Here is a 23805-nt window from a genome sequence, read left to right as displayed (position 1 = left end):
CATTGGCGTATTTATGATGTCGATCATACTCAAAACTGTCAATGCTTTTGATTATGATCGACATCATAGTATGATGAGGGCATTGCTTTGAGATGCAGAGGCGCGGGAAATGAAGATCACCAAGGCACAATCACTCGCCAATAGAGCTCACATCGTTGAGACGGCTTCAGAGCTGTTTCGCGAGCGTGGCTACGATGGCGTGGGGGTGGCTGAACTCATGGCAGCAGCCGGATTTACGCAAGGCGGTTTCTACAAGCACTTCGGCTCCAAGGCTGATTTGATGGCTGAAGCGGCAGCGAACAGTCTTTCGCATTCGCTGACCAGTTCCGAAGGTCTCGACGTTGCTGAGTTCGTCGATCTTTATGTGTCGAGGGATCACCGAGACGGCAGGGGCAGCGGTTGCACCATGGCGGCCCTTTGTGGAGACGCTGCGCGTCAATCAGATGAGTTGAAAGCCACCTTTGCCAGCGGGGTAGAAAGCACGCTGGCGGCGCTCGAAGAAAAGTACAAAACGAGGCAAGACGCGCCGCCGGATGGGGTACGGGCAAAAATGATCGACATGCTGGCGCATGCAATCGGTGCCGTCATGTTGTCGCGCGCCTGCCCAGATGATTCTTCTCTGGCTGATGAAATACTCGAGGTTTGCCACGCTGAGATAATTGCGTCATTGCCGTTGTCCCCAGATAGTGAGCCGCAGGGGAACCCATAGACAACAATTGGGCCGAAAACCAAATCAGGCCATGAGCTCTTGGACGCAAGAACTGGTTCTTCGCAGGGGCGTTACGCAGCGGAAAACGGGCGGCAGCGATCATGAGCTTGATACAGTCTGCGTGGCCGAATTGTCATGATCCGTATGCATGTCTGAAGGATGTTCTCTCGCGCCTGCCGACGCAGCGGGCGAGTGAAATCGATCAGTTGCTGCCGCACAAGTGGCAGCCGGATTAATCAAGCAAGGCGAGACGCCGCACGCTTACCTTTAAAGCGATTGTTTGATGTTCACTCGTGCAATCGCTCACTTCTATTCAAAAGCCATGACATCAGCAGCCCTGGAATCAGGAAGCCTAACGAGACTAAAACCCCGTGAAGTATATGCGTCAGAGGTTCATCGAGAGTGGCAACAAGCTTCATGGGTGAAGCGACTGGGGATAGCTGCAAAAACAAGACAACCAGCACCACACAAGGCCAAAGCAAGCTCACACCGCGTCGCGCACTGAGCCGCCATGCATAGGCTGCCAGCACGGCTGAGAAAACTCCTTCGAGAATCCAAGAGGCAGTCCCCAGCTTGCCCCATAGGCCATAACCGTAATGTTCAACCGAGTGGGGATACAGTGCTAGATCGCTGTTGTGCATCGGCCAATCAGCGATGAAGTGAGAGAAGCCTGCCAACGCTGCCACAACTGCCACTGGGCGATGTTTTATGAAAAGCAGTCCCCAAATCGCTGACCAGAATACAGCGGCAAGCAATGAGTGATCCCAATCGATAAAGGTCAGATCAAAGAACAGGTACGGCCCGCTGTTTAAATTGGGGGTGACGGTGTTGAAGCCGAGAATGATGAAAATCCCATCGAGCAGATCCAAAAAACCAACTCCCATCATGATGGGTATCGCAGGGATTTTGGGATAGCGGGCCTTGATTGCCAGGCCGATGGCGAAGTGACCTACGTACATTCTATGCTCCTGTTTCAGGTATGCCTGTCGTCTACAGGCTAGGCGCTTTTGATACTATCCGAGCCTTCAAAACAAGATTGTCGGGTTTTGGCAATGTCTGAACTATCTCCTAAGGCTACATCCCCATCCTTCTCTCTACCGCCCGAGGTGGACGCGATCTTACTTGAGGCATCTCGGGTCAAGACGTTGGTAAAATCAGAGGCAGTGTTTCCTCAGGGCTCTGAACCAATAGGAATGTTTCGTGTGATTCAGGGTACCTTGCGAGTCAATAGCCTAGGAGCTAGTGGACGCCAACTCTTTCTTACTCAATTGACATCTGGAGATTGGTTCGGAGAAGTACCACTTCTAGATGGCTTACCAAGAACCTATGACGTTACCCGCCGGGACAGCATGCAGACATATGTCGCGAGGCACCAAGCAAGTCGCAACTGGCGAGAATCGACGAGCTGTCGTTTCCAAATCAAGACCCGGTGCAAGGCGTGCATGGCGCCTTACGTAAATATTGGAAGTAGTACGTTCCGTGTCGAGGCAGATTGAGCTGGACAGGTAACGCAGCCATTGGCCGCGATTAGCGCATACCTGCTTCAAAGCGATTCGAAGGTCAATCGGGCGGCAACACTCAAGGCTTAACCGCTTTTAGGTTTGCGACCGCGTGAGCTTGGCTTCACCGGCACGCTTTTTCCATACTCACTCCACCATAACGCGAGTGCCTCCATCGTTGGCCCGAGCGCACGGGCCTTTGCCGTCATCTCATATTCGACGCGTGGGGGGACTTCTGCGAAGACTGTTCGCGATACCAGGCCATCGTTTTCAAGTTCACGAAGTTGTGCTGTCAGCATGTGCTGGGTGATGCCGCTGATCGCCTTGCGAAGTTCTCCGAAGCGATAGATTCGCTGGTTCAACAACCACATGATTTCCAGCTTCCACTTGCCTGAGAGGAGCGCAAATGCACGGCGCATTTCCTCGTGCATGTTGATCTGATCGCCATCAATAGTCTGGTTTTCCATACTAAGCACCACTTTTTCATCCTACTTGTAGCTTTTCATATTAGGCGACATCTTTGACCTAAGTCGACGCATTAAGGTTCGCTTAGGAAAACGCCCATGATTGAAATCTACATTTATTGGATCAGTACGACACTGCTGTCGTTGCTGTATTTGGCCTCGGCGACTCTGTACCTGGTTAAAAGAGAGTGGGTGCGTCAAGCACTCGCTGACCTCGGCTATCCCGCAACTCTAATGCCGCTGCTCATTGCAGTGAAGATCCTGGCAGTGGTCGCCATTCTTCTGCGCCTCAACGTGCCGCTTAGCGATCTTGCCTACGCTGGCATGCTTTATCACCTGCTGCTCTCTGCGTTTGCTCACATCAATGTGCGCAAGCCTAGTGGGGCGTTGCCGGCTGCTATTTGCCTCGTGTTGCTGATCACTTCTTTCGTCACCCAAAACGCCGCTCGTGACGTGCAGTCACCCTACATGCAAGCACCAGCGGCACATTTAGTAACCCCTGAATAACTGGAGATACATATGTCCCGACTCAATGGAAAAGTAGCCATCGTCACTGGAGCCGGTCGTGGTATTGGCCGCGCTACCGCAAAGCTTTTTGCAGAAGAAGGCGCGAAGGTAGCCGTTGTTTCATGGACGGCTGAGAATGTGGCTGGTGTTGTCGCTGAGATCCAGGCAGCGGGCGGCGTTGCCCTCGGAGTAGTCTGTGATATTTCCGACCTGGATCAGATCAATGCCGCCGTCGAAAAGGTTGTGGTTGAATATGGCCGCATCGATATTCTTGTGAACAATGCCTTCGACCCCTCAGTCGTCTTTTCATCGGTTCTCGATCTGTCGACCGAGAAACTGCAACGCAATTTAGAGATGGGGCCGATTGCCTATCTCCGGACGATGCAAGCCTGCTATTCACATCTCAAAGCCAGCGGGGAGGGTAGAGTCATCAACTTTGCGTCGTTGGCCGGTGTCATCGGGTTGCAGGGTTATGCCCCTTACAACATGGCTAAGGAGGCGGTGCGTGCCTTGACTCGCTCGGCGGCAAGGGAGTGGGGCGCAGACAAAATCACGGTAAACAATGTCATGCCGGTTGCAGACACTTGGGGTGCAGCTGCCAATGCGCCTGCACCCACCAACGCACTTGGCCGTTATGGATCGCCAGAAGAGGATATTGCGCCGGTCGTGCTGTTCCTCGCCAGCAAGGATGCGCAGTTCCTGACCGGGTACAGCCTGACGCCAGACGGTGGTCAAATCATCGACAGCGCACGCTGACTGTCACGTCCAACTTCCGAGAGTATGCTCAACCGAAACCACAAGGCATGCCTTGGCGTGTCTTGTGGTTATTTTCAAGCGATGTTCGCCAATGCAGGAGACTCCCGCGTCGCTACGTGTGCAGCCAGGAAGGCAAGAACGGCTGCCACGCCCAGCAAGGCTGCGCTCAACTCGAAAGTCGCTCGATAGCCACTCAAGTCAAAGACCAGCCCGCCAACGGTTGCCCCTGATGCGATTGCTAGTTGGATGATCGCCACCATTAAGCCGCCTCCCGCTTCAGCAGCGTCTGGCAACGTTCTCGCCAGCCATGTCCACCATCCCACGGGCGCTGCAGTCGCAACCAGTCCCCATAGGCCCAGCAAGACAGTGGTAGTCGCCGCCGAGCTGCCGAATGAAACCAGCGCCAGTGCAATCACCGCCATCAAGATCGGGATGACGATGAGCGTTCGATGCAGGCCATTTTTCAAGAACGCTTCAATCAGGAAGGTTCCTGCGAGGCCCGCAAGGCCCAGGACGAGCAACATCAACGACAGCATTGAAACACTGACGTGCGTGACCGTTTCAAGAAACGGGCGCAAATAGGTAAACAGCATGAACTGGCCCATGAAAAACACGCTCACCGCCACCATGCCTAACGCCACCGGCGTGCTTTTCATTAACTTGAAGACGTTGCCAGTGCCTGAACCGCTTTGCGATTTCATCGATGAAAGGCTAAACAACAGCCATACACAAGCGACTATCGCGACTGGGATGACGCACAAAAATGCGCCGCGCCAGCCAATCAAGGCGCCGAGAAAACTACCCAATGGCGCTGCAATAACCGTCGCCAAAGCGTTGCCGCCGTTGATGATGGCCATTGCGCGAGTGATCTGGTCATCAGGCACCAGCGGCGTTTTTCAAGGTAGTTGTCGCGTCAACCGTCTAACTATGCCGCTCTTTTCTCGACCTGTTGCTCTCGATCCGGGTTCAACAGCACGGTGCCGATCGGCTCCCAGTTACGTGTGCAACCCGACCACCGTTCCGGCTTTTTCTCTTTGGCTCGTTCGTACAGCTCATGTCGCCGGGCCAAGACCTGATGGTCCAGTCCTCGATGCCGCTCAGCCGGTGTGACGAACCGGATACGGCTATGCCGGTGTTCGTTGTTGTACCAGCGCATGAAATCCCTCACCCAAGCTCGTGCGGCGTCCAGACTGGCAAAGCCATGCTGCGGCCATTGCGGGCAGTACTTCAGTGTTCTAAACAGCGACTCCGAGTAGGGATTGTCGTTGCTCACCCGCGGTCGGCCCCGCGAGGGCGTGATGCCCAGTTCGTACATCTTGCTCAACAGCGTCACCGATTTCATCGGCGCTCCGTTGTCCGAGTGCAGCACCAGCGGTTCGTGTAAACACTGCTCGCCGATCACGCTGCGTTGCAGCAGCGCGGCGGCTTTCTCGCCGCTTTCCGCGTCGTAGACCTCCCAGCCCACGGCCTTGCGGCTGTAAATATCCTCGATCAGATAGAGGTAGTAATACTTGCCGCGTATCGGCGACGGCAGATACGTGATGTCCCATGACCACACCTGATTGGGCGCTTCAGCCGCATGCGTCGTTGGGGCCGCGTGCCGCCTGGGGCGCTGGCTACGACCTCGATGCTGCTGTTGACCCGCCGCACGCAAGACGCGATAAAACGTTGCCTCCGACGCCAGATAGCGCCCTTGATCGGCCAGGCGCGGCACGATCTGGCTCGGCGGCAGATGGGCGTACTCCAGGCTGTTGCACAGCGTCACAATGGTCTGTCGCTCAGCCTCGTTTAGTGCATTTCGCGGCGTTGGCCGTGTGACAGTCGTTCGGGCATCGGCCTGGATAACGTCTGTTTCAGTCCACCGTTGCAAAGTCCGCAGCGATAGACCGATTTCCAGGCTGGCCCTGATTTTTCTGGCTCCCGCCGCGACCGCGTTGCTCAGCCAGTCCACGAGTAACTGCCGTTCTGGCAAAGACGTCAGTTGTCCTCGTTGTCGGTCCCCCAGTAGTCGTTGAGCTTTTTTCGCAGCACCAACAACGCCGCTGTTTCAGCGAGCGCCTTGTCTTTGCGGCGCAGTTCGCGCTCAAGTTCCTGGATGCGTTTCTTATCTTTGCGAGACTGCTCCCGATCTTCTTTTTGCTGGGCCTTTTCCGATTTCTGGCCGGTGATGAAGGCTTGTCGCCAGGCAGTGATTTGCTCGGGGTAAAGGCCTTTGCGGCGGCAATACTCGCCCAGGTCGATCTCGGACAAACCGGCCGCTTCAAGGACGACAGCAAACTTGGTTTCGGCTGACCAGTTCTGAGCCGATTGCTTGTTTTCGGACACTGCACTTCCTTCAGAACTGAGCTGCTTGCGCCAGTTGGACAAAGACATTTCGCTGACCCCTTCGCGCCGGGAAACCTCGGCCATCGACAGGTTCAGTGGGGGAAGCAGCATCTTGAGTAATGCGGCTCTGCGTTCAGGTGAATAGTACGGCACGACCAGTCTCTTTCCGCCCCCGATATGCTTTTTTAGGAAAAACCGGAGAGGCGACAACTATCCTGACACCGGGGGCCAGGCGCATGGCGGTTGCCGCCGACAATGACCAGAAGCCACCTATCGCAACACCGATCAGCGTGCGGCCAATCATGAACACCCAGTAGTTCGGGGCGAACGCGACCACAGTTCCGGACAGGATCATCAACAACGTCAGGGAAAGGAGCAGTGGTTTACGGTCAACCCGCGCGGCTACCGAAGCGATCAGCAGACTGGTGAATAAGGCAAACAGTCCCGACACGGAGATTCCCTGACCGGCTTGCCCCTCGGTGATATGCAGATCTAAGGCAATCGGTGTCAGCAGGCTTACGGGCATGAACTCCGATGCCACCAGCACAAAGGCGGCGAGCGACATGGCGAATACGGCGCCCCATGATTTATGGGGCCCTGGGAGGGAGTGATCAGTCATTGTTTGAATCCTGTATTGCACGAAGCGTCGTAGCCCCGAGAACGAGGCTACGAGAGAAGCGATGCCCGGCCAGGGCACCGAACAGGCTACTTCAGGTTGCTTTTGAAGAAGGTGGTCAACTTGGCGAATGGAATGAGGTTGACCCGGTCGTAGAGATCGACATGGTTGGCGCCAGGGATGATGACCAGTTCTTTAGGTTCCGCAGCACGCTTGTAGGCATCTTCACTGTATTCACGGGAATGAGCCTCGGAGCCGGCGATAAACAGAAGCGGACGTGGCGAAATGGTCTCGATGTCGTCGAACGGGTAGAAATTGTAGAACTTCGCATTGCTGGTCAGCGTCGGCATGGTGGAAGTCTGCGGCGATGCGCCGGCAGGGGTTACCTCGCCGCGAGGAGTGCGATAGAAGTCCACAAACTCGTCGCCTATGGCATTGCCTGTCAGCTTCAATGGGGCACCGGCGGTAAACTTGGTAGCGCCGCCAGTGAATTCCACATAGCGTTGTTCTGCCGCTTCGGCAAGTGCCGTGCGTTTCTGTTCTGGGGTCGTCGAGTTACCCAAACCTTTGCGATATAGGTCGCCGTGGTTGTACATGCTGACTGTTGCAATTGCCTTCAGTCTAGGGTCGATCTTGGCCGCGCTGATAACAAAGGCGCCGCTGCCGCAAATGCCGATGATGCCAATGCGCTCACGGTTAACGAAAGGCCGTGTGCCCAAGAAATCCACCGCTGCGCTGAAATCCTCAGCGTAGATGTCCGGCGACACAGCTTGACGGGGCTGCCCCTCGCTTTCACCCCAGAACGAAAGATCAATCGCCAATGTCACGAAACCTTGCTCGGCGAGCTTTTGGGCATACAGGTTGGAGCTCTGCTCCTTCACCGCGCCCATTGGGTGCCCTACGATGATCGCGGGGCTCTTGGTCTTGGGATCCACCCCTTTAGGAATGTAGAGGTTCCCTACAACGTTCATCTTGTATTGGTTTTTAAAGGTGACCTTTTCCGCGATGACCTTTTCGCTTTTGTAGAAGTTGTCAGCACCGTTAGACATATCAGCTCCCATTGATGAGAAAGAGGCGATAAGCAGCCCCAGGGCAAGAAAGAGTCTGTTCATTCGATATTCCTTACTTTTGGATTGTGTTCATTTGCGCTCTGGAATCTGAGGCGCTCAATCAACCAATGTGGAGTTGTCGATCACGAAACGATACTTGACGTCACCTTTGAGCATTCGCTCGTAGGATTCATTTATCTGGTCTGCTCGAACCAGTTCGATGTCGGCGACGATTCCGTGCTCGGCGCAGAAATCGAGCATCTCCTGTGTTTCGGGGATGCCACCGATCATCGAGCCGGCAATCGTTCGGCGTTTCATGATCAGGTTGAAGACGTTGGGTGACGGATGCGGCGAGGCCGGTGCCCCGACCAGCGTCAGCGCACCATCACGCTTGAGCAGAACCAAAAAAGCATCAAGATCGTGGGGGGCTGCGACGGTGTTGAGAATGAAGTCGAAACTCTTGGTATGTGCGGCCATTTCCTCAGGGTTGCGCGATACAACGACCTCATCTGCGCCTAACTCCTTTGCCGCTGCGCGCTTGGATTCAGAGGTGGTGAATGCCACAACATGGGCACCCATCGCATGAGCCAGTTTGATGCCCATGTGGCCCAGGCCCCCGATGCCGACCACTCCGATCTTCTTGCCCGGCCCGGCGTTCCAGTGACGCAGGGGTGAGTAGGTGGTGATGCCCGCGCACAGCAGTGGAGCTACGGCAGCTAGTTGCGCCTCGGGATGGCGGATGCGCAACACGTAGCGCTCATGCACCACAATGTTTTGGGAGTAGCCGCCCAGTGTCCAGCCAGGTGCGTCCTGTGTCGGGAAATTGTAGGTGCCGACCATGTCGTCGCAGTAGTTTTCCAGGCCTGTGTCACAGTCGTCGCAGTGTTTGCAGCTATCGACGATGCAGCCCACGCCGACCAGATCACCAACTTTAAAATCCTTTACATGCGGGCCCACCGCCGATACACGACCTACAATTTCGTGCCCCGGAACACAGGGAAACTGCGTGCCTGCCCACTCGGCGCGCACTTGGTGCAAATCTGAATGACAGATGCCACAGAAGGCGATATCGATCTGAACATCATGGGCTGCCGGCTCGCGGCGGTTGATCTGTATTGGCTCAAGGGGTTTGTCGCCCGCGTGAGCGCCGTAGGCTTTGACAAGCATGGGAGCATCCTCGATGGGTTTGTCGGATGAACATTCTCCCGCTCTGCCCAGACCCTCTGTAGTGCATTCCGCTGGATTACTTGCCTGATTCTATGAGTCTCTGTTTTTTTGCAGGACGATCATGTGTTGGCGAGTTAGAGTTCAGTTAAGAGGTACAAGACGAATATGACGAACAAACCCAGCACCGATCCTCAACAGACATCGCCACAAGAAAAGCTTGCGCAGATCATCGGCGCGCAGATCTCGAAACCAGGTGATTACGGAACGGCCATTACTGGCCTCGGCTTCTTCAGACGAGAACATCCCGCACCGCCCATCGTCTGCATGGTTGAGCCAAGCATCATCCTTGTCGCCCGAGGTGAGAAACAGCTCTGGGTAGGTGGCGAGGGCTACCCCTATGACACGTCGCGATTTCTGATCACCTCATTGGACTTGCCTGCCAATTCAGAAGTGCTAACGGCAAGCCCGGAACAGCCATGCCTGGGGCTGACGTTGAAACTCGATCTGCGCATGTTGGCCGAGCTGATAGCACAAAGTGACCTGCCACCAACCCGTGATCGATCAGTTGCGAAGGGGGTGGGAATTGGTTCAGTGACCTCTGCGATGCTGGCTTCATTCGAACGCTTGTTGGCACTGCTCGATGAGCCGGAGTCAATCCCTGTTCTTGCCCCCTTGATCCAGCGCGAGATTCACTACCGTCTCTTGCAGAGTGATCAGGCGAGCCGGCTTCGACAAATAACTTCTGTCGATGGCCAAGGTTATCGGATCGCGAAAGCCATCGATTGGCTGAAGTTGAATTACACCTCGGCGCTTCGCGTTGATGAACTTGCGGCCCGAGTGCAGATGAGCACTCCGACCTTTCACCACCACTTCCGCCAACTCACCGCAATGAGCCCCTTGCAGTATCAAAAGTGGCTGCGACTGAATGAGGCAAGGCGATTGATGCTCAATGAACACCAGGACGTATCCAGTGCGGCCTTCAAGGTCGGATATGAAAGCCCGTCTCAGTTCAGTCGCGAATACAGCCGTCTGTTTGGCGTCCCCCCTAAGAGGGATATTGCGGTGCTACGAGGGCCGGGATAGCAACATCAATGCGTACAAGTGGTGCAATCCACAACCCATAGCTGACGTTGAGGATCTTCAAAGGAATGCAGCCAAGCAAGAGCGGAGTGGTGTGGTGTATGTCATGACGTAGTCATTCCGGCGTCATCAGCACAGCGAGTGTCATGTTGATGAACTCTTCGTTTTTGCTGATTGTGTCCAAAGCACCACGAACGTTGCCGGCGACCTCCGCTGATCCGCGCTGCTCGACCCAGAGTGTCGGCTCCATGATCGCGGCTTCGAGGGCGAGTTGGTTTTGATTGATCTTGAAGAGTAGGGAAGGGAGTAGGTCTGCGTTCGACATTGTGAGTCCTCCGTGGAAGAGGTCAGCGTAGCAGGAGGAAAAATGAGGTGGGACGCTTTCAGAAGGACGGAGCACAATCTTGAGTCCGCGTAACCCAACTAGACTGGAAATTGATCGCGGCTTTCCCTGTGATGTAGTGCTCACAGGACACTCGGCATAGGTCAATATCGAAGTGAGGCACGTTCAACCTCTCCAGGTACTCTCGCAACATTGCACTGAGTGTTGAGAGCCTCTTTTATCGGTAATTCACATCACTCAATGCTCATGAGCATGTGAATGGATGGTCAGGGCACCGGGTACCTTGGTGCGTTCGAGCCCCCCACGCTCCAGCCAACGGAGGGTCTGCGTATAGGCGCGCTGCAGCAAAGACTCGGTCTGGTCAAAGTTGAACACCGAGACATCCACAGGGCACAAGGGCGGGACGATGTGCAAGCTGGTGAGAGTGCGGAAGTGTTCGATGTCACTCACCAACTGGCGCATGCTCATCAGATTGACGGTGTGCAGGGCTAAGGCGACCAGGCCTCGGGGCGGTTGTGTTAGGGCGCAACTCACCCCAGTGGGGATAACCACGACGTTGGTGGCTCCCAAGGCTACGGCAGTCGAAATAGGTGTATTGCTCGCCACGCCGCCGTCAACCAGGAAATGATCGGCGATTTGTACGCAGGGGAACACCAGTGGGATGGCAGCGCTGGCCAGTAACGCCTGTTCAAGTTCACCACTGGACAGAACCGTCTCGGCACCACTGAGCAGGTCGGTGGTGACGATGTGTAGGGGCAGCGCCGCATCCTCAATGCGGTGAATGGGGAGTGCCTGACCCAGCAATCGGTTCAAGGCCGCCGGCTGCAACAGAAAGCCACGCCGTTTGATCAGTCCTCTACAGGTATCGAACCAAGAGAGGGGGAAGATGTCAGTTTTACACAGCCCGCGCCAGAATCCGGCGAGCGCCTCGACGCCATCGGTATCGGGCCTTGCGGCATAGTAGGCACCGTTGATAGCGCCTACCGAAGCGCCAACCACCATGTCGAATCGAACATTGGTCTCGACCAAGGCCCGCAACATACCCACCTGCACCGCACCCAAACTGCCGCCGCCAGCGAATACGATTGCGGTTTTGGTAGCCATGGTCGAAGTCTCTGTGCAGAAATGTATCGAATTAGTGTAGCTGGCGGGTCGGCGTTACTTCCGGGTGCTCGCCACATGATCGAGACGTCGCAAGCTTGGAGTTCCGGACGATGCCGAATCCCAACGGAAACGGGATCAATGCGTAACGGATTGCGCCTCTTCTGCGAAACCACGCCAATAAGATTCAACATCTATGACAATGATGAGAAGCTCCGTCTGAAGACGGCCTATCAGACTAGACATGAAGCTGAATTTGAGTGCCAACGGTTTAGCCTGGAGCGTCTATAAAGTGTCCTTTCTGAGCGAGAAACCCCGTCGGTTCTGTAAGCATTACCAAAAATGTATATCTATTCGGCGCTGAGCTTTGCGAAATGGCGAAGACTCACAGGTGCTTCGCGGCAAGGCACGACGTCCGCCCAATTCCTTGCATGCTCAGCGTTCAATGCGTCTATGTCGCCGGCAACGCTCCGAGCAATAGCGCAACTCAGCCCAGCAGACCGCAGACCGCGCAAAGCTTGACCGGGAGCTCACTCTTTTTCAGAACGAATCCCCGGCATCGAGTTTGGCAAGCAGCGTCTGGCCGCGCTGCCAGAGCGCCTGCTGCTTGGATTCAGGCATGCGATCGAGGTTTTTGTAAACCATGCCCATGCGTTGATTGCCCCGCAGAAGATCGCCGTGGCGCATCAGAAAATTCCAGTAGAGCGAATTGAAAGGGAGGGTATTTCTTATGGCTGCTGCCGCACTAGCTTTGCTCGCATCGAGAGCGGCTAAGCTAATCCACAACTGCTGATGCGTAAATCGTCAATTCGCCCTAGGTCAAATTTCAATCGGCAGGGTAGGGTAGTGTTCAATCAGCGCCAACAATTAGGGCTCTTGCTGGTGAAACATGCTTCTGGGCGCGAACTAAATGGCGAGTGACTGCTTACAGGTGTCCAGGATTTCGTCGGCTAGCAGCGCATCATCTGGGCAGGCCCGCGACAGTACAATGGCTCCGACCGCTTGTGCCAACAATGAAACTGCCTTGGCACGGGCTTCCTTTTGCTCGTCAGCGGATAGCCCGGAACTCAAGCCTGATATTAGCTTCTCTATGCCAGCCTCAAATACGGACTTGATTTCTATATGTTGACGAGCAGCATCGCCACCGAGCGCAGCGATCGCGCACCCTTGGCCGGCTGAATCACGGTGAGCACGGGATACGTAGTAATTGATGAAGTCACTCGCATTGGAGTCAGCAGTCATTTGGGAAAGAGCGAACGACGTAGCTTCGATCATCAGTGTCGACTTTGAGCTGAATTGGTTGTAAAACCCTCCATGAGTGAGTCCGACCCCCGCCATCAATTCCTTAACCCCGATACCGTCATAGCCGCGCTCGCGGAACAGCACTGAAGCTGATTCAACAACGCGTACCCGATTTTTCCGCGCCTGTGCTTTGCTGGTACTCATTTTCATACCTCATTTGACTATCTCATTAATCAGGTGAGTTGGGGCAAGGGTGACTAAAATCAAAACACTTGCCGTGTGGTGTTATTGCTATAATCTTTTGCTCTAGTCGAGTTTATGGGGCACCTAGCCATTATCGACGGATTGAAAAAATACTATTGAAAAAATGGTTTGCCGAGACAGTGTTATGACATGAGTGTCGAATCAGGATTTTTCCTTGTTTCGTCGATAGGGGTGACTTTGGTGCCTCGGCTATTGAGACGATCGCTTTTAGTACTGACTCAGATATGCCTATTAGTAGATTTATGCCCTCATGTCGGTATGGGTTCCTTCTGTTTCTGAAGATCTCGGGGTTCAAGTCGAAGAGTTTGGCATTGCATCATCCGGATTTTTCAAGTTGAAGATATCCGAGCGGCTTAAGTACTGGGGCGATTCATGTTCCTTTATAAGAAACGCGCAACGCCCTCTTAGTCAGCAAGAATGATGATGTCATCATTCAAGATGCCACGCCAAAGGGACGTCAAAATCGATGTGTTAGCTGTGCTGCTATAATGTGTGCGCTATTGTTGTATTTAGCGCTAAATCCAGGTTGTAAACCGTTTGTATCGGTTTGATTAACAGATGTGGTTGACTCCCATAGATAGGTATAGGCTATATCGATAGTCAGATCAGGGTTGGGTGAGTAAGCGGCACCAAAAGCCAAGGCTTTTCGGTTTCCTACTGGAAGTCGCACGTTTCGGTCGGAGTTGCGGGCTGGCGAAGGATCAGAAGCCAAGCCACTGCGAAGTAGCCACTGTGAAGAGAGTTGGTACGAGACGCCAATAGCTGTCGACACAGTATTATGAAGTTTAAAGTCGTCTCCAACGGCACCGAATCCTAACTGTTGGCCTAGGGAGGGTAATCCACTATTGATTGCTTCAATCCTCTGGATTCGACTCCACCGAGTCCAGATAGCACCTGCGTAAACAGTCCAGCGCTCATCAAAGCGATGGGTGAATGATGTATCCACTGACTCTGGTAGTGTCACATCCATCTTGTTGTTGTATTTTCCATCGAGGCCAAGTGCACCGGGGCTGTCGCTTATTTTAGTGTGGCCATCGACATGGAAGTCAAGTTTTGAGTGATAAGTTAATCCCCATGTGGTTGATTCGTTCACATCAACCATCAGGCCCAAGTTATAGCCAATGGCAGTATCATTGCCTTTTACAGTAAGCTGCGTGTCCTTTCCATCATTCAAAGTTCCTGTGGCTAAATAGGACTGGAGGTTGTTCTCAATACGATTGAATGTGGTGCCAATGCCAATAGCTACTCGATCGTTTAAGCGGTACGAGACAGCAGGGTGCAATGTTTTAACCTGAACCTTGCTGTAGGAGCCATGGTAGCGACCTTGGAAGGAGCTCTCATAATCATTAACGAGGCCGTATGACGCATACAGACCAATGCCAGCGGTAAAACGATCGTCGATTGGCGAGGAGAAGTATCCAAAAGGAATAGCTGTAAGAGGTACGGAATTGCCGTCAGTGGTACCTGGGACAGTACTTCTTGCATCGCTTATGTTAACTTTTGCGTCAATTAATGCCAGTCCGCCGCTTACCTCTATTTTTTTGATTTTACTTAAACCCGCTGGGTTACCATACACGGTGCTTGCGTCTATTGCTGACGAGGAGCGGCCAGCATAAGCAGTCCCCGCAGCACTAGCGCTTTGTTCGTTGAGCGCAAGTCCATTTGCCCATGAAGCAGATGGAGTCCCCAGTGTTAGTATTAGAGTCGTCCCGAATAATATTGAACTGCGCAGGGTGGGGTGTGAGTTTATTTTAAGTTTGGATTGGACGCTAGGGCAGGGATGAGGTGTCACGCCAGCTGATGGTTCAGCAGTTTTTTTTGTATTCATTGGATGACCCATTTTTTATTTTTAAGCTTAGGCAATGGTGCCGTTTCCCGCTAAGGATGGCAGTTCTTTAATATGACCAATCTGGTTCTGTATTGATGTGGTTTTTATCGATTTAAAGTTCTCTTACGGCTTCTTTAGATGGTTCTGTAGAAGGCATAATTCGCGTCGTCCTGTATGACTTTTGGATATGGATATTTGTACCACTAGCAAAACCGGCGCAAACGCAGTCGCTAATCGGCCTCTACAATTCGAGACGTTTATCGAGTCTTGGTCGCCGTATTCACGTGGCGCAACGGTTCTGTTCTTGTTACCGAGGCGCGTTCGCCCGTAAAGCAACCCGTTATTCCAACTGGGTCATCGCAATCCGAGTTTCGACTTGAGATTTCCCTTTCATTGGTATGTGCGACATCGCGTGTTCCGCTAGTGCAGTGATCGTCAGGCTTGGGTTCACGCCAAGGTTGGCACTGAGCATTGATCCGTCGCAGATCAGCAGGTTGCGATATCCAAACACTCTATTTTGCGCGTCCATGACACCATGGCCGTCGGATTCCGCCATGGCGCAACCGCCCATGCAATGCGCGGTTGTTGGAATGTTGAACAGGATTTCGCTGAGGAAGGTGGTCGCTATACCACCTAGTGCCTTGGCACCCTTCTCGACGAAGGCATTCGCTTCCGGGATGAACGTAGGAATTGGGCCGCCTTCTGTCACTAGACGGCTTCCTAACGGCCAGTACCAGCGACGTTTAAGACGCATATTGATATGAGCATCGACCGTTTGCATCACAAGCAACAACATGTTTTCCCGTGCAAAGCCTCTGGGGTTGTGTACCCGTAGGGCCTGCATCGGGTGCCTGAGTAATGTCAGTATCCAAGTACCAATTCGCCTCCAGCCAGGGCGACCACCGCTCATCAGCGTCATCATCAGCCCTATGGCATCTGACCCTTCCGGATAGCGTACGACACCTATATGAGTATGCTCGTCCAAGTAGATACTGGCCCCGCCCGCCAAGCCTGGCGACATACTTTTATCTGTGGAAGGGAAGCGGACGCCGATAAGTGACTCGGCATTGGTACGTATCCGTTTACCCAGATCCTGACTGATACGAGGCAGAGAGCCTTTCTCCCTGAGCCGGAACAGCAACTCCATCGTCCCTAACGAGGATGCCGCGAACACCACGCCTCGGGCGCGGAAGACCCGCTTATTCTTGCGGAACCAGGAAGTCGAACATTGCGTGTGGATCTCGTAGCCATCGCTGCCGTCCACCTTGCCATTCAACGGTCGGACGTCTACGACTTGAGTTTCCGCAAAGACTTGAGCTCCGTTCTTCTCAGCCAAAAACAGGTAGTTCTTGTCGAGTGTGTTCTTGGCATTGTGCCGGCAGCCCATCATGCAGCCGCCGCAGCCCACGCAACTGCCTCGCTCAGGGCCTTCACCGCCGAAGTACGGATCGGGATAGGTTTTGCCCGCGACCTCGCCCTCTGGAGCGAAGAAGGTACCAACATTGGGTGCGTGAAAGGTGTGGGCGACGCCATTTAGCTCCGCCATCCTTTTAAGACGCAAATCCGCTTCTCCCAGGATTTTGCCCTCAGTCACTCCCAGCATTCTCTCGGCCTCTGCATAGTGCCTTGGCATGATGCTCTTCCAATCTGCCAGACCTGCCCATGAGCCCTCGTCCCAAACCTTATCCGAAGGCCTCAGCAGTGCGTTGGCATAAGTGATGGAGCCTCCGCCGACCGCATTGCCGCTTGCGACGACCACGTGTCGAAACATCCGCATGCTGTAGAAGCCGAACATTTTCAGCGCAGGCATCCACATCCATCTACGCAGATCCCAGTTGCTTTTCGGAAACTCATCTGCACGCCAACGGCGCCCCATTTCCATCACACCAACACGGTAGCCCTTCTCCGTCAGCCGGTGCGCCGAAACGCTGCCGCCGAAGCCCGAGCCTATGACGATGAAGTCAAAGTCTAAAACCAGTTCCACGTTACGCTCCCATTTTTATTTTTTTGGAGAGGTCATGGCCTGCAAAAGCAGAGCAAGGCCCAGTCACGAATTCACTATACGATTCGTATTTCATTAATGCTATATTTTTTGTATAGTAAATACCGGCGATCACAGGCTAGAATTGCTCCAGCCTCAGAATCCGAAACCGCTCGTGAGGAAAGACATGACCGATACGCATCAGACTGCCCAAACCCGCTTCAGCGAGATCGATGGCGACCGCTTCGCCTACCGCAGGTGGGGAAATACGGCCACCGAACAGCCGCCGCTGCTGATGCTTCAGCACTTTCGCGGTGGCATGGATCACTGGGATCCGCTGATGACCGACGGCTTGGCCCAGGGTCGGGAAGTGATCCTCTTTAATGGTCGTGGCGTGGCCTCGTCCTCCGGCCAGCCACGTCGTCGCATTGAAGACATGGCTGATGATGCCGCCGCCTTCGTAGGTGTCTTGGGCCTGGAGAAAATCGATGTATTGGGCTTCTCACTTGGCGGCTTCCAGGCGTTGGATCTGACATGGCGACATCCCGCACTTATTCGTAAGCTGATGCTATTGGGTACAGGCCCGCGTGGAGGCAACCCGGACATGGAACCTAAGGTACTGACGACCGCGCCGCGTCCAGTTCCGACCTACGAAGATTTTGAGTACCTGTTTTTTGGCCGTTCCGAGGAGGCAAAGCGAGCTGCAAGCGAATTCTGGGAGCGCCGGCATCAGCGCGAGGATCAGGATCCGCCAACTTCGCAGGAAGTTGCATCAGCGCAGATCGAGGCAAACATGATGTATCTGCCGAGGGTGTCCGAAGGCGATCCGTTTGCCTACTTACGTCAAATCAAGCAACCGACGTTTATCCTTAATGGCGTGAACGACGTAATGATTCCGACCATCAACTCGTTCTACATGGCGCGCAATCTGCCGAACGCGCAGTTATTTATTTATCCGGATGCCGGGCACGGCGCGCAGTTCCAGTACCCGGAGCGCTTTCTCTATCACGCCGCAAGGTTTCTCAGCGAATAACGTCAAAACCGATCCACGGACTCAAGGTTGCCACCATGATCAAGTTCAAATTTCTATTGTGGATGTTCACCCAACTGCTGAAACGGCAAGTCAGGATAAACCCCAATTGCGCCCGTTACATCGAAGGCGAGGATCTTGTGTTCCAGATCCGTACCGATGCTGGTATCGGCCGCTATTTCGTCATCCGAAACGGCGCCATCCGCTCTGTTGCCGGCCTGGCCGACAATCCGCGCTTCACTTTGAAATTTAAAGACGCCGATAAGGGTTTTGCAATTCTCTCGGCCAAGGACAGCCAGGCAGCGTTCCTTAGGGGGTTGGGTAACGAGGAGTTGGTTATCAGCGGTGATTTCCTCAAGGTAATGTTTTTCCAGGGACTGACTGCTTACCTGCAGCCACCCACAGTGGTCGCTCCCTATGACCGCACTGCGTTTTAACGAAGATGGCGCCTGACAAAATGCTAAACAAGACCTATGGGCAGCTTTGTCCGATTGCCAGAAGCCTCGATGTGCTAGGCGAGCGCTGGACGCTATTGGTGCTCCGCGAACTGCTATTGGGCCCAAAGCGGTTCAAAGAGCTGTTGGCGGTATTGCCGGCAATGGGGACTAACCGGTTGTCCGCACGCCTGAAGGTGCTGGTAGACAACGGAATCGCCAAGCCTGCTACAGCGCCAATTTCCGCCTACGAATTAACGGAATTGGGGGAGCAGTTGCGTAAACCACTGCTCGCGCTAGGACTCTGGGGGCTGAGCTTGCCAGTGGACGAACGCATCGATCCCGCGACTGCACGCGCTGAACTCATAGCCCTCAGCCTCACGGGCATTGGCCGCTCCGATGCAAGCAGTGGATTACGCGCGACATACGAGTTTCACGTGGGCGAGGAAGTCTTCCACGTACGCGTGGATGACAGCGAGATACTCGCGCGCTCAGGTTATGCCCCAGCGGCCGATGTGGTCATCCAGTGCGATCTGAATACCTTCATGGCGCTGGCCCTACGACAAATTTCGCCGGCAGACGCGTTGCGCGAAGGTCGGGCTCATCTACCGCACACACAGCTCGAAACCTTCGAGCAACTGTTTCAAGTGCTCGAATTCAATCCGGAAAACTTACCGGACACATTGCTTGCTGCTCTTCCTCATTCCAGCCTTGTGGGAACACCAGATGAAAGCTGAAACAAACCTGCTGAACCAATCCCTGCAACTGCCCAACGGAAGCGTGCTGCGCAATCGACTGGCCAAGGCATCGATGAGCGAGACGTTGGGCACTTACAATAACCGGCCTACCCTAGGGTTAGTCGAACTGTACCGTCGCTGGGCAGCTTCCGGTCTGGGACTTATCATTACGGGGAATGTGATGATTGACCGTCGGGCCCTTGGCGAACCGGGCAATGTCGTAATTGAGGACGAGAAAGATCTGCCGGTACTGCGACAGTGGGCGAAGGTTGCTACCGACCAGGGGGCGGCGATCTGGGTGCAACTCAACCACCCTGGCAAACAATCGACAAAGGGGCTGAACGCCAGCAACCTTGCTCCATCGGCTGTTCCGTTCCGAGAGGATATGGCTGCCTTTTTCGAAACCCCACGTGAAGCCACTGTTGCCGAGATCCAAGACATCATCGAGCGCTTCGGGCGCAGTGCAGCCATCTGCAAAAAAGCTGGTTTCAGTGGAGTGGAAATCCACGGAGCACACGGCTACCTAATCAATCAGTTCCTCTCACCCCATCACAATCGGCGCGAAGACGAATGGGGTGGCACACCGGAGAGGCGTCGCCGTTTTGTGCTGGCCGTCTACGCCGAAATTCGACGTCAAGTCGGAGCGGACTTCCCAGTGGGGATTAAACTCAACTCCGCTGACTTCCAGCGCGGAGGCTTCACTGAAGAGGAGTCGATGGCAACTATCCGCGCGCTGATCGACGCTGGTATTGATCTAATCGAGATATCCGGCGGCACCTACGAGGCTCCAGCCATGAGTGGTGCGATGCATGAGCCGAAAAAAGGCTCTACCGTAGCACGCGAAGCCTACTTCTTAGAGTTCGCCGCGAAGGTTCGAGCTAACGTGCAAGTGCCCTTGATGGTCACAGGTGGTTTTCGCACTGCGGCAGGGATGAACGAGGCACTGCGATCCGGATCACTAGATGTGGTCGGTCTGGCACGATTGTTGGCCATTGATCCGGATGCCCCAGTGGCATTGCTGAAGGGGAGCGACAGCAATCAACAGGTGCGACCAATCAATACCGGCATCAAGGCCGTGGATCGCATGGGGATTATGGAAATCCTTTGGTACACCGGACAACTCAAACGCATTGCCAAAGGTGGCGAACCTCGCCCCAGCGAAAGTGGATTCTGGGCGTTCCTTAAAGCTGCGTTCGGCAGCGGGTGGGGGGCATTCCGCACTCGCCGCTTGCGGGCCCGCTCCTGAAACCGGCATAAGCTGCGAGTCCCGAGGCGCTGCCCCCAGCACCAGTCGGCCGCTTTATTGCAGCACTGGCGTTGACCTCTTACTCGGGTCGTCCTTTGTCTCGCCGATAGACTCAATGCCAACAAAGCCCCTGGGGCATTGTGGAGCTTAGGTTCCATGTTAAAAGGCTTTCACGATGCAGCCGCACTGAGATCGTATGCTTTACAGCGGGGGATGGCGATGCCGTCCTGATGCTCCACGGTGGGTTCCCCCAGCCGCTAGCGATCTAGAAGCAATCGCACCAGCAATGGTCGCGCGCGGCTGTAGCGTAGTGTGTGCTGACCTGGTCGGCTATGGCGGGGTCTGGTAAGCCTTCGATGCAAGCGGATCTTTCCCGCTACGGCTTCGGGCGGTGGCTGCATACTAACTGGCACTGATGCGCGCTCTGGGGCGTGAACGCTTCCATCTGGTCGGGCACGATCGCGGGGAGCGCATCACGCACAGATTGGCCTCGACTACCCTCGCGCCGTTGCCAGCGTCGTTTGGATGTGCGTATGCCACGGGAGACGTCCCTTAGAACCTGGTAGACCTCACGGGCATTGAGGGGGGAGTTTGTGTTCAAATCATACTGCGCTCGAGTCATCGCTTGCCCATGGCTAAGCTGTGGTGTGATGTGACATCAACGAGAAGGTCGCTACTTCGGGTCAACGAGGCCCGGATAGCCTACCAAGAGACTACTCACTCAGGCGTCATGAGCACCGCTAAAGTCATGTTGATGAACTCCTCATTCTTGCTAATCGTTTCGAGTGCTCCGCGCACATTGCCTCCAACTTCACCCGAGCCGCGCTGCTCAACCCAAAGCGTGAGCTCCATGATGGCGGCCTGTCGGCGCTGATTGAAAACTGACCCACCCTGCCGATTGAAATTTGACCCAGGGCGGATTGCTGATTTTTGCATCAGCAATTGTGGATAAGCTTAGCAGTCGTGTCCCAGTGGACGAGGCATCAAGCCCCACCGCATGCAGGCATGCGGCAGGGTATCTTGGTGCAGATCAAAACGGCTCATCGTCCTCGGCACCATCATCGTCCTTGCGCTTTCGTTCACGTGATTTGATCTTCGTCTGGGCGACCAAGCTGCTGTGTTGCAGGCGGTAGGACTCGTTGCCCGTTTCGACGATGTGGCAGTGGTGTGTCAGCCGATCTAGCAACGCCGTGGTCATCTTGGCGTCGCCAAACACGCTCGACCATTCCGAGAAGCTGAGGTTGGTCGTGATGACCACGCTGGTGTGCTCGTACAGCTTGGACAGCAAGTGAAATAACAGGGCACCACCGCTCTGGCTGAAGGGCAAATACCCCAGTTCATCGAGTATCACCAGGTCTGTGCGAAGCAGCCCTTGAGCGATTCGGCCTGCCTTGCCGTCGTACTTTTCGCGCTCCAGTAAATTGACCAGATCCACCGTGGAGTAGAAGCGCACGCGTTTGTGATGCGTCGTGATCCCGGACACGGCCAAGGCGGTGGCGAGGTGTGTTTTGCCTGTTCCAGGCCCGCCGATGAACACGACATTTTGCGCGGTATCGGTGAACTCCAGGTTGGACAGATCCCTGACCAGGCGGGCGTCAGCGCTGGAAGCGCTGAAGTCGAAGCCGGCCAAATCACGATGCATGGGGAGTTTGGCCATGTGCATCTGATGATTCACAGACCGTACGGCACGATCTGCATGTTCTTGTTGAAGCAGATGTTCGAGCAGCCATTTCGACGAGGTCGTTGAGGCCTCTCCTTGGGAAGCCAGTTCTTCCCAGGCGCTGGCCATGCCATGCAGACGCAGTTCTTTGAGTTCCGCCATAAGATCACGCATTGCGAGTCTCCTCATCGGTGGTACGGAGCCGGTCGTAGCGTGCCGTATTGGCGACAGGCGCTATCTTGAGTTGAAGGCTGGTTTCGGCGGACGGAGGGGCTGCTGTCGATGTCAGTCGAGCCAGGACATTCAGGATGTGGTCAGCGCTCAAGCTGCCTGATTCAAGTACCAACTCCACAGCCACCAACACGGCATCGAGCCCGGCGATGGGAACAGCCGCCAGTACCTGCGTCATGATTCGATCACCGTTGGTGTGACGCCTCAGACCGCGTTTTAGCAGTTGCAACGGCTTCGGCAGATCAGCAAACGGAGCGCCATTGCGCAGCGCTCCGGGCTTGCGTTCGATGAGCGGGATGTAGTGCTGCCAGTCGAAGCTGACCTGGTCTCGATCAAAGAGGCGCTTGTGACTGGCAATCGTCGTTTCATCGGCGATGACTACAATCCGCGAAGGATACAGACGGCTGCTGACCCACTGGCCGACCCGCTCACACGGCACCGAGTAGCGATTTCGCGCCACGCTGATCAGGCAGGTGCTGGAGACCCGCACGGTGCGCTCGACGTAACCATCAAAGGCGGTCGGCATCGGCATCAATTCAGCGCGTTCCAGCTCCAGGACGTCCGCCACTGTCAGCCCGTTGTACTGCGGGTGCACCAGCTCGTCCCAGAGCGCACGGCAGCGTTGGCCGAGCCAAGCATTCAGTTCCTCGAAGGTGTGGAACATGCAGTTTTGAGCATCGAGCCAGATGCGCCGTCGGCTGTCTTGGACGTTCTTTTCAACGATACCTTTTTCCCAGCCGGAGGCCACGTTGCAGAAGTCCGGGTCGAACAGGTAGTGCGCGCACATCACGGCAAACCGGGCATTGACCGTGCGGCCCTTGCCCTTGTTGACCTTGTCGACAGCGGTCTTCATGTTGTCGTAGATGCCGCGACGCGGCACCCCACCTAACGCGCCAAACGAGCGGGTATGGGCATCGAACAACATCTCGTGGCCTTGGCTGGGATACGCAACCAACCAAAATGCGCGACTGGCGCACAGCTTCATGTGGGAGACCTGGATGCGTCGGAACAGGCCGCCAATCAGCAGACCTTCTTCGCTCCAGTCGAATTGAAAAGCCTCACCGAGTGCGAACGTCAACGGTACAAAGGCACGTAAGGATTTGCCTTGCTCACCGCGCCACGAGCGAATGAAGGCGGTGAGCTGGCTGTAGCCGCCGTCGTAACCCTCGGCCTTGATCAGCTCAAGGAGCGCTTTGGCGCTCCTGCGGTTGTGCTTTGCCCGAAACGAATCGGCCTTGAGCGCCTGCTCCAGCGTCTGGTGAAATGGACTGAGTTTGTTGAAGGCTGCGCACCGCTGGTACGCCGGCTGAGTTGCTTCGGGCGCTCTGACCCATTTTCGGATGGTGTTTCTCGACAGCCCGGTACGCTTGGCTATCTGATGCAGCGACAGCTTGTCGCGAAAGTACATCCGCCGAATTTTCCCCAACATTTCCATGCTGATCACCCTGTGTTCTCCTGCTCGGAAAGCGAGCAGAAGCAGTTGAACACCTGGGTCAGTTTTCAGTCGGCAGAACAGCCTTTACTGGGTCAGTTTTC

21 protein-coding genes and 7 pseudogenes are annotated in these 23805 nt (G+C 54.9%); 11 read left to right on the top strand and 17 right to left on the bottom strand.

Annotated features, from left to right (window positions below; translation table 11 throughout):
* Nucleotides 1-109: 109 nt before the first annotated feature.
* On the top strand, nucleotides 110-709 hold the full coding sequence (locus ACYZTL_RS02555; RefSeq protein WP_461950445.1) for a TetR/AcrR family transcriptional regulator: 600 nt from the start codon (nucleotides 110-112) through the stop codon (nucleotides 707-709).
* A pseudogene (locus ACYZTL_RS02550) lies at nucleotides 703-945 on the top strand (transposase domain-containing protein); the annotation flags it as partial. The gene ACYZTL_RS02555 and the pseudogene ACYZTL_RS02550, both read left to right, overlap by 7 nt.
* Before the next feature lie 51 nt (nucleotides 946-996).
* On the opposite strand, the gene ACYZTL_RS02545 reads toward ACYZTL_RS02550, so the two are convergent.
* A complete protein-coding gene (locus ACYZTL_RS02545) occupies nucleotides 997-1668 on the bottom strand; it encodes a hypothetical protein (protein ID WP_461950444.1) in 672 nt (223 codons plus the stop codon).
* 93 nt (nucleotides 1669-1761) lie between these two features.
* Here ACYZTL_RS02545 and ACYZTL_RS02540 point away from each other — a divergent pair.
* A pseudogene (locus ACYZTL_RS02540) lies at nucleotides 1762-2028 on the top strand (cyclic nucleotide-binding domain-containing protein); the annotation flags it as partial.
* A 14-nt stretch (nucleotides 2029-2042) separates the two neighbouring features.
* Nucleotides 2043-2180: pseudogene (locus ACYZTL_RS02535) on the top strand (cupin); the annotation flags it as partial.
* Between the two features lie 114 nt (nucleotides 2181-2294).
* Here the strand turns inward: ACYZTL_RS02535 and ACYZTL_RS02530 are convergent.
* Nucleotides 2295-2675, bottom strand: a complete 381-nt coding sequence (locus ACYZTL_RS02530; RefSeq protein WP_461950443.1) for a winged helix-turn-helix transcriptional regulator — start codon at nucleotides 2673-2675, stop codon at nucleotides 2295-2297.
* Between the two features lie 96 nt (nucleotides 2676-2771).
* On the opposite strand from ACYZTL_RS02530, the gene ACYZTL_RS02525 reads away from it, so the two are divergent.
* Nucleotides 2772-3179 (top strand): DoxX family protein, encoded by a 408-nt coding sequence (locus tag ACYZTL_RS02525; RefSeq protein ID WP_461950442.1) that lies wholly within the window; start codon nucleotides 2772-2774, stop codon nucleotides 3177-3179.
* A gap of 12 nt (nucleotides 3180-3191) precedes the next feature.
* Nucleotides 3192-3935: an SDR family NAD(P)-dependent oxidoreductase gene (locus tag ACYZTL_RS02520; protein WP_461950441.1), complete on the top strand. Its 744-nt coding sequence runs from the start codon at nucleotides 3192-3194 to the stop codon at nucleotides 3933-3935.
* Between the two features lie 74 nt (nucleotides 3936-4009).
* Here the strand turns inward: ACYZTL_RS02520 and ACYZTL_RS02515 are convergent.
* The 5 genes and pseudogenes from ACYZTL_RS02515 to ACYZTL_RS02495 form a co-directional block, all read right to left on the bottom strand.
* Nucleotides 4010-4822 (bottom strand): annotated as a pseudogene (locus ACYZTL_RS02515) (MFS transporter); the annotation flags it as partial.
* A gap of 38 nt (nucleotides 4823-4860) precedes the next feature.
* Nucleotides 4861-6413 (bottom strand): IS3 family transposase gene (locus ACYZTL_RS02510; RefSeq protein ID WP_461950440.1). Its coding sequence is split into 2 segments (ribosomal slippage): nucleotides 4861-5951 and nucleotides 5951-6413, totalling 1554 coding nucleotides; the frame shifts between segments, so codons are not numbered across the junction.
* A gap of 40 nt (nucleotides 6414-6453) precedes the next feature.
* Nucleotides 6454-6879, bottom strand: a pseudogene (locus ACYZTL_RS02505) (MFS transporter); the annotation flags it as partial.
* A gap of 86 nt (nucleotides 6880-6965) precedes the next feature.
* On the bottom strand, nucleotides 6966-7988 hold the full coding sequence (locus ACYZTL_RS02500) for an alpha/beta hydrolase (RefSeq protein ID WP_461950439.1): 1023 nt from the start codon (nucleotides 7986-7988) through the stop codon (nucleotides 6966-6968).
* Nucleotides 7989-8042: 54 nt separating this feature from the next.
* Entirely contained in the window at nucleotides 8043-9092 is a 1050-nt protein-coding gene (locus ACYZTL_RS02495; RefSeq protein WP_461950438.1) for an NAD(P)-dependent alcohol dehydrogenase, read from the bottom strand.
* A 165-nt stretch (nucleotides 9093-9257) separates the two neighbouring features.
* Here ACYZTL_RS02495 and ACYZTL_RS02490 point away from each other — a divergent pair, with 165 nt between their 5' ends.
* Nucleotides 9258-10175 carry an AraC family transcriptional regulator gene (locus ACYZTL_RS02490; RefSeq protein ID WP_461950437.1) on the top strand — a complete coding sequence of 306 codons (918 nt, stop codon included), beginning with the start codon at nucleotides 9258-9260 and terminating at the stop codon, nucleotides 10173-10175.
* Between the two features lie 112 nt (nucleotides 10176-10287).
* Here the strand turns inward: ACYZTL_RS02490 and ACYZTL_RS02485 are convergent, their stop codons facing one another.
* The 7 genes and pseudogenes from ACYZTL_RS02485 to ACYZTL_RS02455 form a co-directional block, all read right to left on the bottom strand.
* Complete coding sequence (locus ACYZTL_RS02485; RefSeq protein WP_461950436.1) at nucleotides 10288-10497, bottom strand: hypothetical protein; 210 nt, start codon at nucleotides 10495-10497, stop codon at nucleotides 10288-10290.
* 255 nt (nucleotides 10498-10752) lie between these two features.
* Nucleotides 10753-11619, bottom strand: a complete 867-nt coding sequence (locus ACYZTL_RS02480; RefSeq protein ID WP_461950435.1) for a patatin-like phospholipase family protein — start codon at nucleotides 11617-11619, stop codon at nucleotides 10753-10755.
* 432 nt (nucleotides 11620-12051) lie between these two features.
* Nucleotides 12052-12160 (bottom strand): annotated as a pseudogene (locus ACYZTL_RS02475) (DUF2256 domain-containing protein).
* Nucleotides 12157-12342 (bottom strand): annotated as a pseudogene (locus ACYZTL_RS02470) (cryptochrome/photolyase family protein); the annotation flags it as partial. The pseudogenes ACYZTL_RS02470 and ACYZTL_RS02475, both read right to left, overlap by 4 nt.
* A 180-nt stretch (nucleotides 12343-12522) precedes the next feature.
* A complete protein-coding gene (locus ACYZTL_RS02465; protein ID WP_461950434.1) occupies nucleotides 12523-13062 on the bottom strand; it encodes a TetR/AcrR family transcriptional regulator in 540 nt (179 codons plus the stop codon).
* Between the two features lie 517 nt (nucleotides 13063-13579).
* Entirely contained in the window at nucleotides 13580-14950 is a 1371-nt protein-coding gene (locus tag ACYZTL_RS02460; RefSeq protein WP_461950433.1) for an outer membrane protein transport protein, read from the bottom strand.
* A gap of 340 nt (nucleotides 14951-15290) precedes the next feature.
* Nucleotides 15291-16934 carry a GMC oxidoreductase gene (locus ACYZTL_RS02455; RefSeq protein WP_461950432.1) on the bottom strand — a complete coding sequence of 548 codons (1644 nt, stop codon included), beginning with the start codon at nucleotides 16932-16934 and terminating at the stop codon, nucleotides 15291-15293.
* Between the two features lie 184 nt (nucleotides 16935-17118).
* On the opposite strand from ACYZTL_RS02455, the gene ACYZTL_RS02450 reads away from it, so the two are divergent.
* From ACYZTL_RS02450 to ACYZTL_RS02435, 4 genes are read left to right on the top strand one after another with little or no spacing between them, the layout of a single operon-like run.
* Nucleotides 17119-17964 carry an alpha/beta fold hydrolase gene (locus ACYZTL_RS02450; protein ID WP_461950431.1) on the top strand — a complete coding sequence of 282 codons (846 nt, stop codon included), beginning with the start codon at nucleotides 17119-17121 and terminating at the stop codon, nucleotides 17962-17964.
* A 35-nt stretch (nucleotides 17965-17999) separates the two neighbouring features.
* On the top strand, nucleotides 18000-18398 hold the full coding sequence (locus ACYZTL_RS02445) for a helicase (protein ID WP_461950430.1): 399 nt from the start codon (nucleotides 18000-18002) through the stop codon (nucleotides 18396-18398).
* A 20-nt stretch (nucleotides 18399-18418) separates the two neighbouring features.
* The gene (locus tag ACYZTL_RS02440; RefSeq protein WP_461950429.1) at nucleotides 18419-19132 is read left to right on the top strand and encodes a winged helix-turn-helix transcriptional regulator; all 714 of its coding nucleotides are present in this window, start codon (nucleotides 18419-18421) and stop codon (nucleotides 19130-19132) included.
* Nucleotides 19122-20378 carry an NADH:flavin oxidoreductase/NADH oxidase family protein gene (locus ACYZTL_RS02435; RefSeq protein ID WP_461950428.1) on the top strand — a complete coding sequence of 419 codons (1257 nt, stop codon included), beginning with the start codon at nucleotides 19122-19124 and terminating at the stop codon, nucleotides 20376-20378. Before ACYZTL_RS02440 ends, ACYZTL_RS02435 begins: the two co-directional genes overlap by 11 nt.
* Before the next feature lie 717 nt (nucleotides 20379-21095).
* On the opposite strand, the gene ACYZTL_RS02430 is transcribed toward ACYZTL_RS02435, so the two are convergent.
* The 3 genes from ACYZTL_RS02430 to istA all read right to left on the bottom strand — a co-directional run bounded on the left by ACYZTL_RS02430 (nucleotide 21096) and on the right by istA (nucleotide 23704).
* A complete protein-coding gene (locus ACYZTL_RS02430) occupies nucleotides 21096-21314 on the bottom strand; it encodes a hypothetical protein (protein WP_461950427.1) in 219 nt (72 codons plus the stop codon).
* 94 nt (nucleotides 21315-21408) lie between these two features.
* Complete coding sequence (istB, locus tag ACYZTL_RS02425; RefSeq protein WP_461950426.1) at nucleotides 21409-22212, bottom strand: IS21-like element helper ATPase IstB; 804 nt, start codon at nucleotides 22210-22212, stop codon at nucleotides 21409-21411.
* The gene (istA, locus tag ACYZTL_RS02420; RefSeq protein WP_461950425.1) at nucleotides 22205-23704 is read right to left on the bottom strand and encodes an IS21 family transposase; all 1500 of its coding nucleotides are present in this window, start codon (nucleotides 23702-23704) and stop codon (nucleotides 22205-22207) included. The genes istB and istA overlap by 8 nt, the downstream gene beginning before the upstream one ends.
* Nucleotides 23705-23805: the final 101 nt, after the last annotated feature.

It is taken from the genome of Pseudomonas sp. LB3P81 (assembly GCF_054897965.1).
The sequence above is the reverse complement of the archived record's forward strand: the minus strand, read 5'-3'. Positions and strand labels throughout refer to the sequence as shown.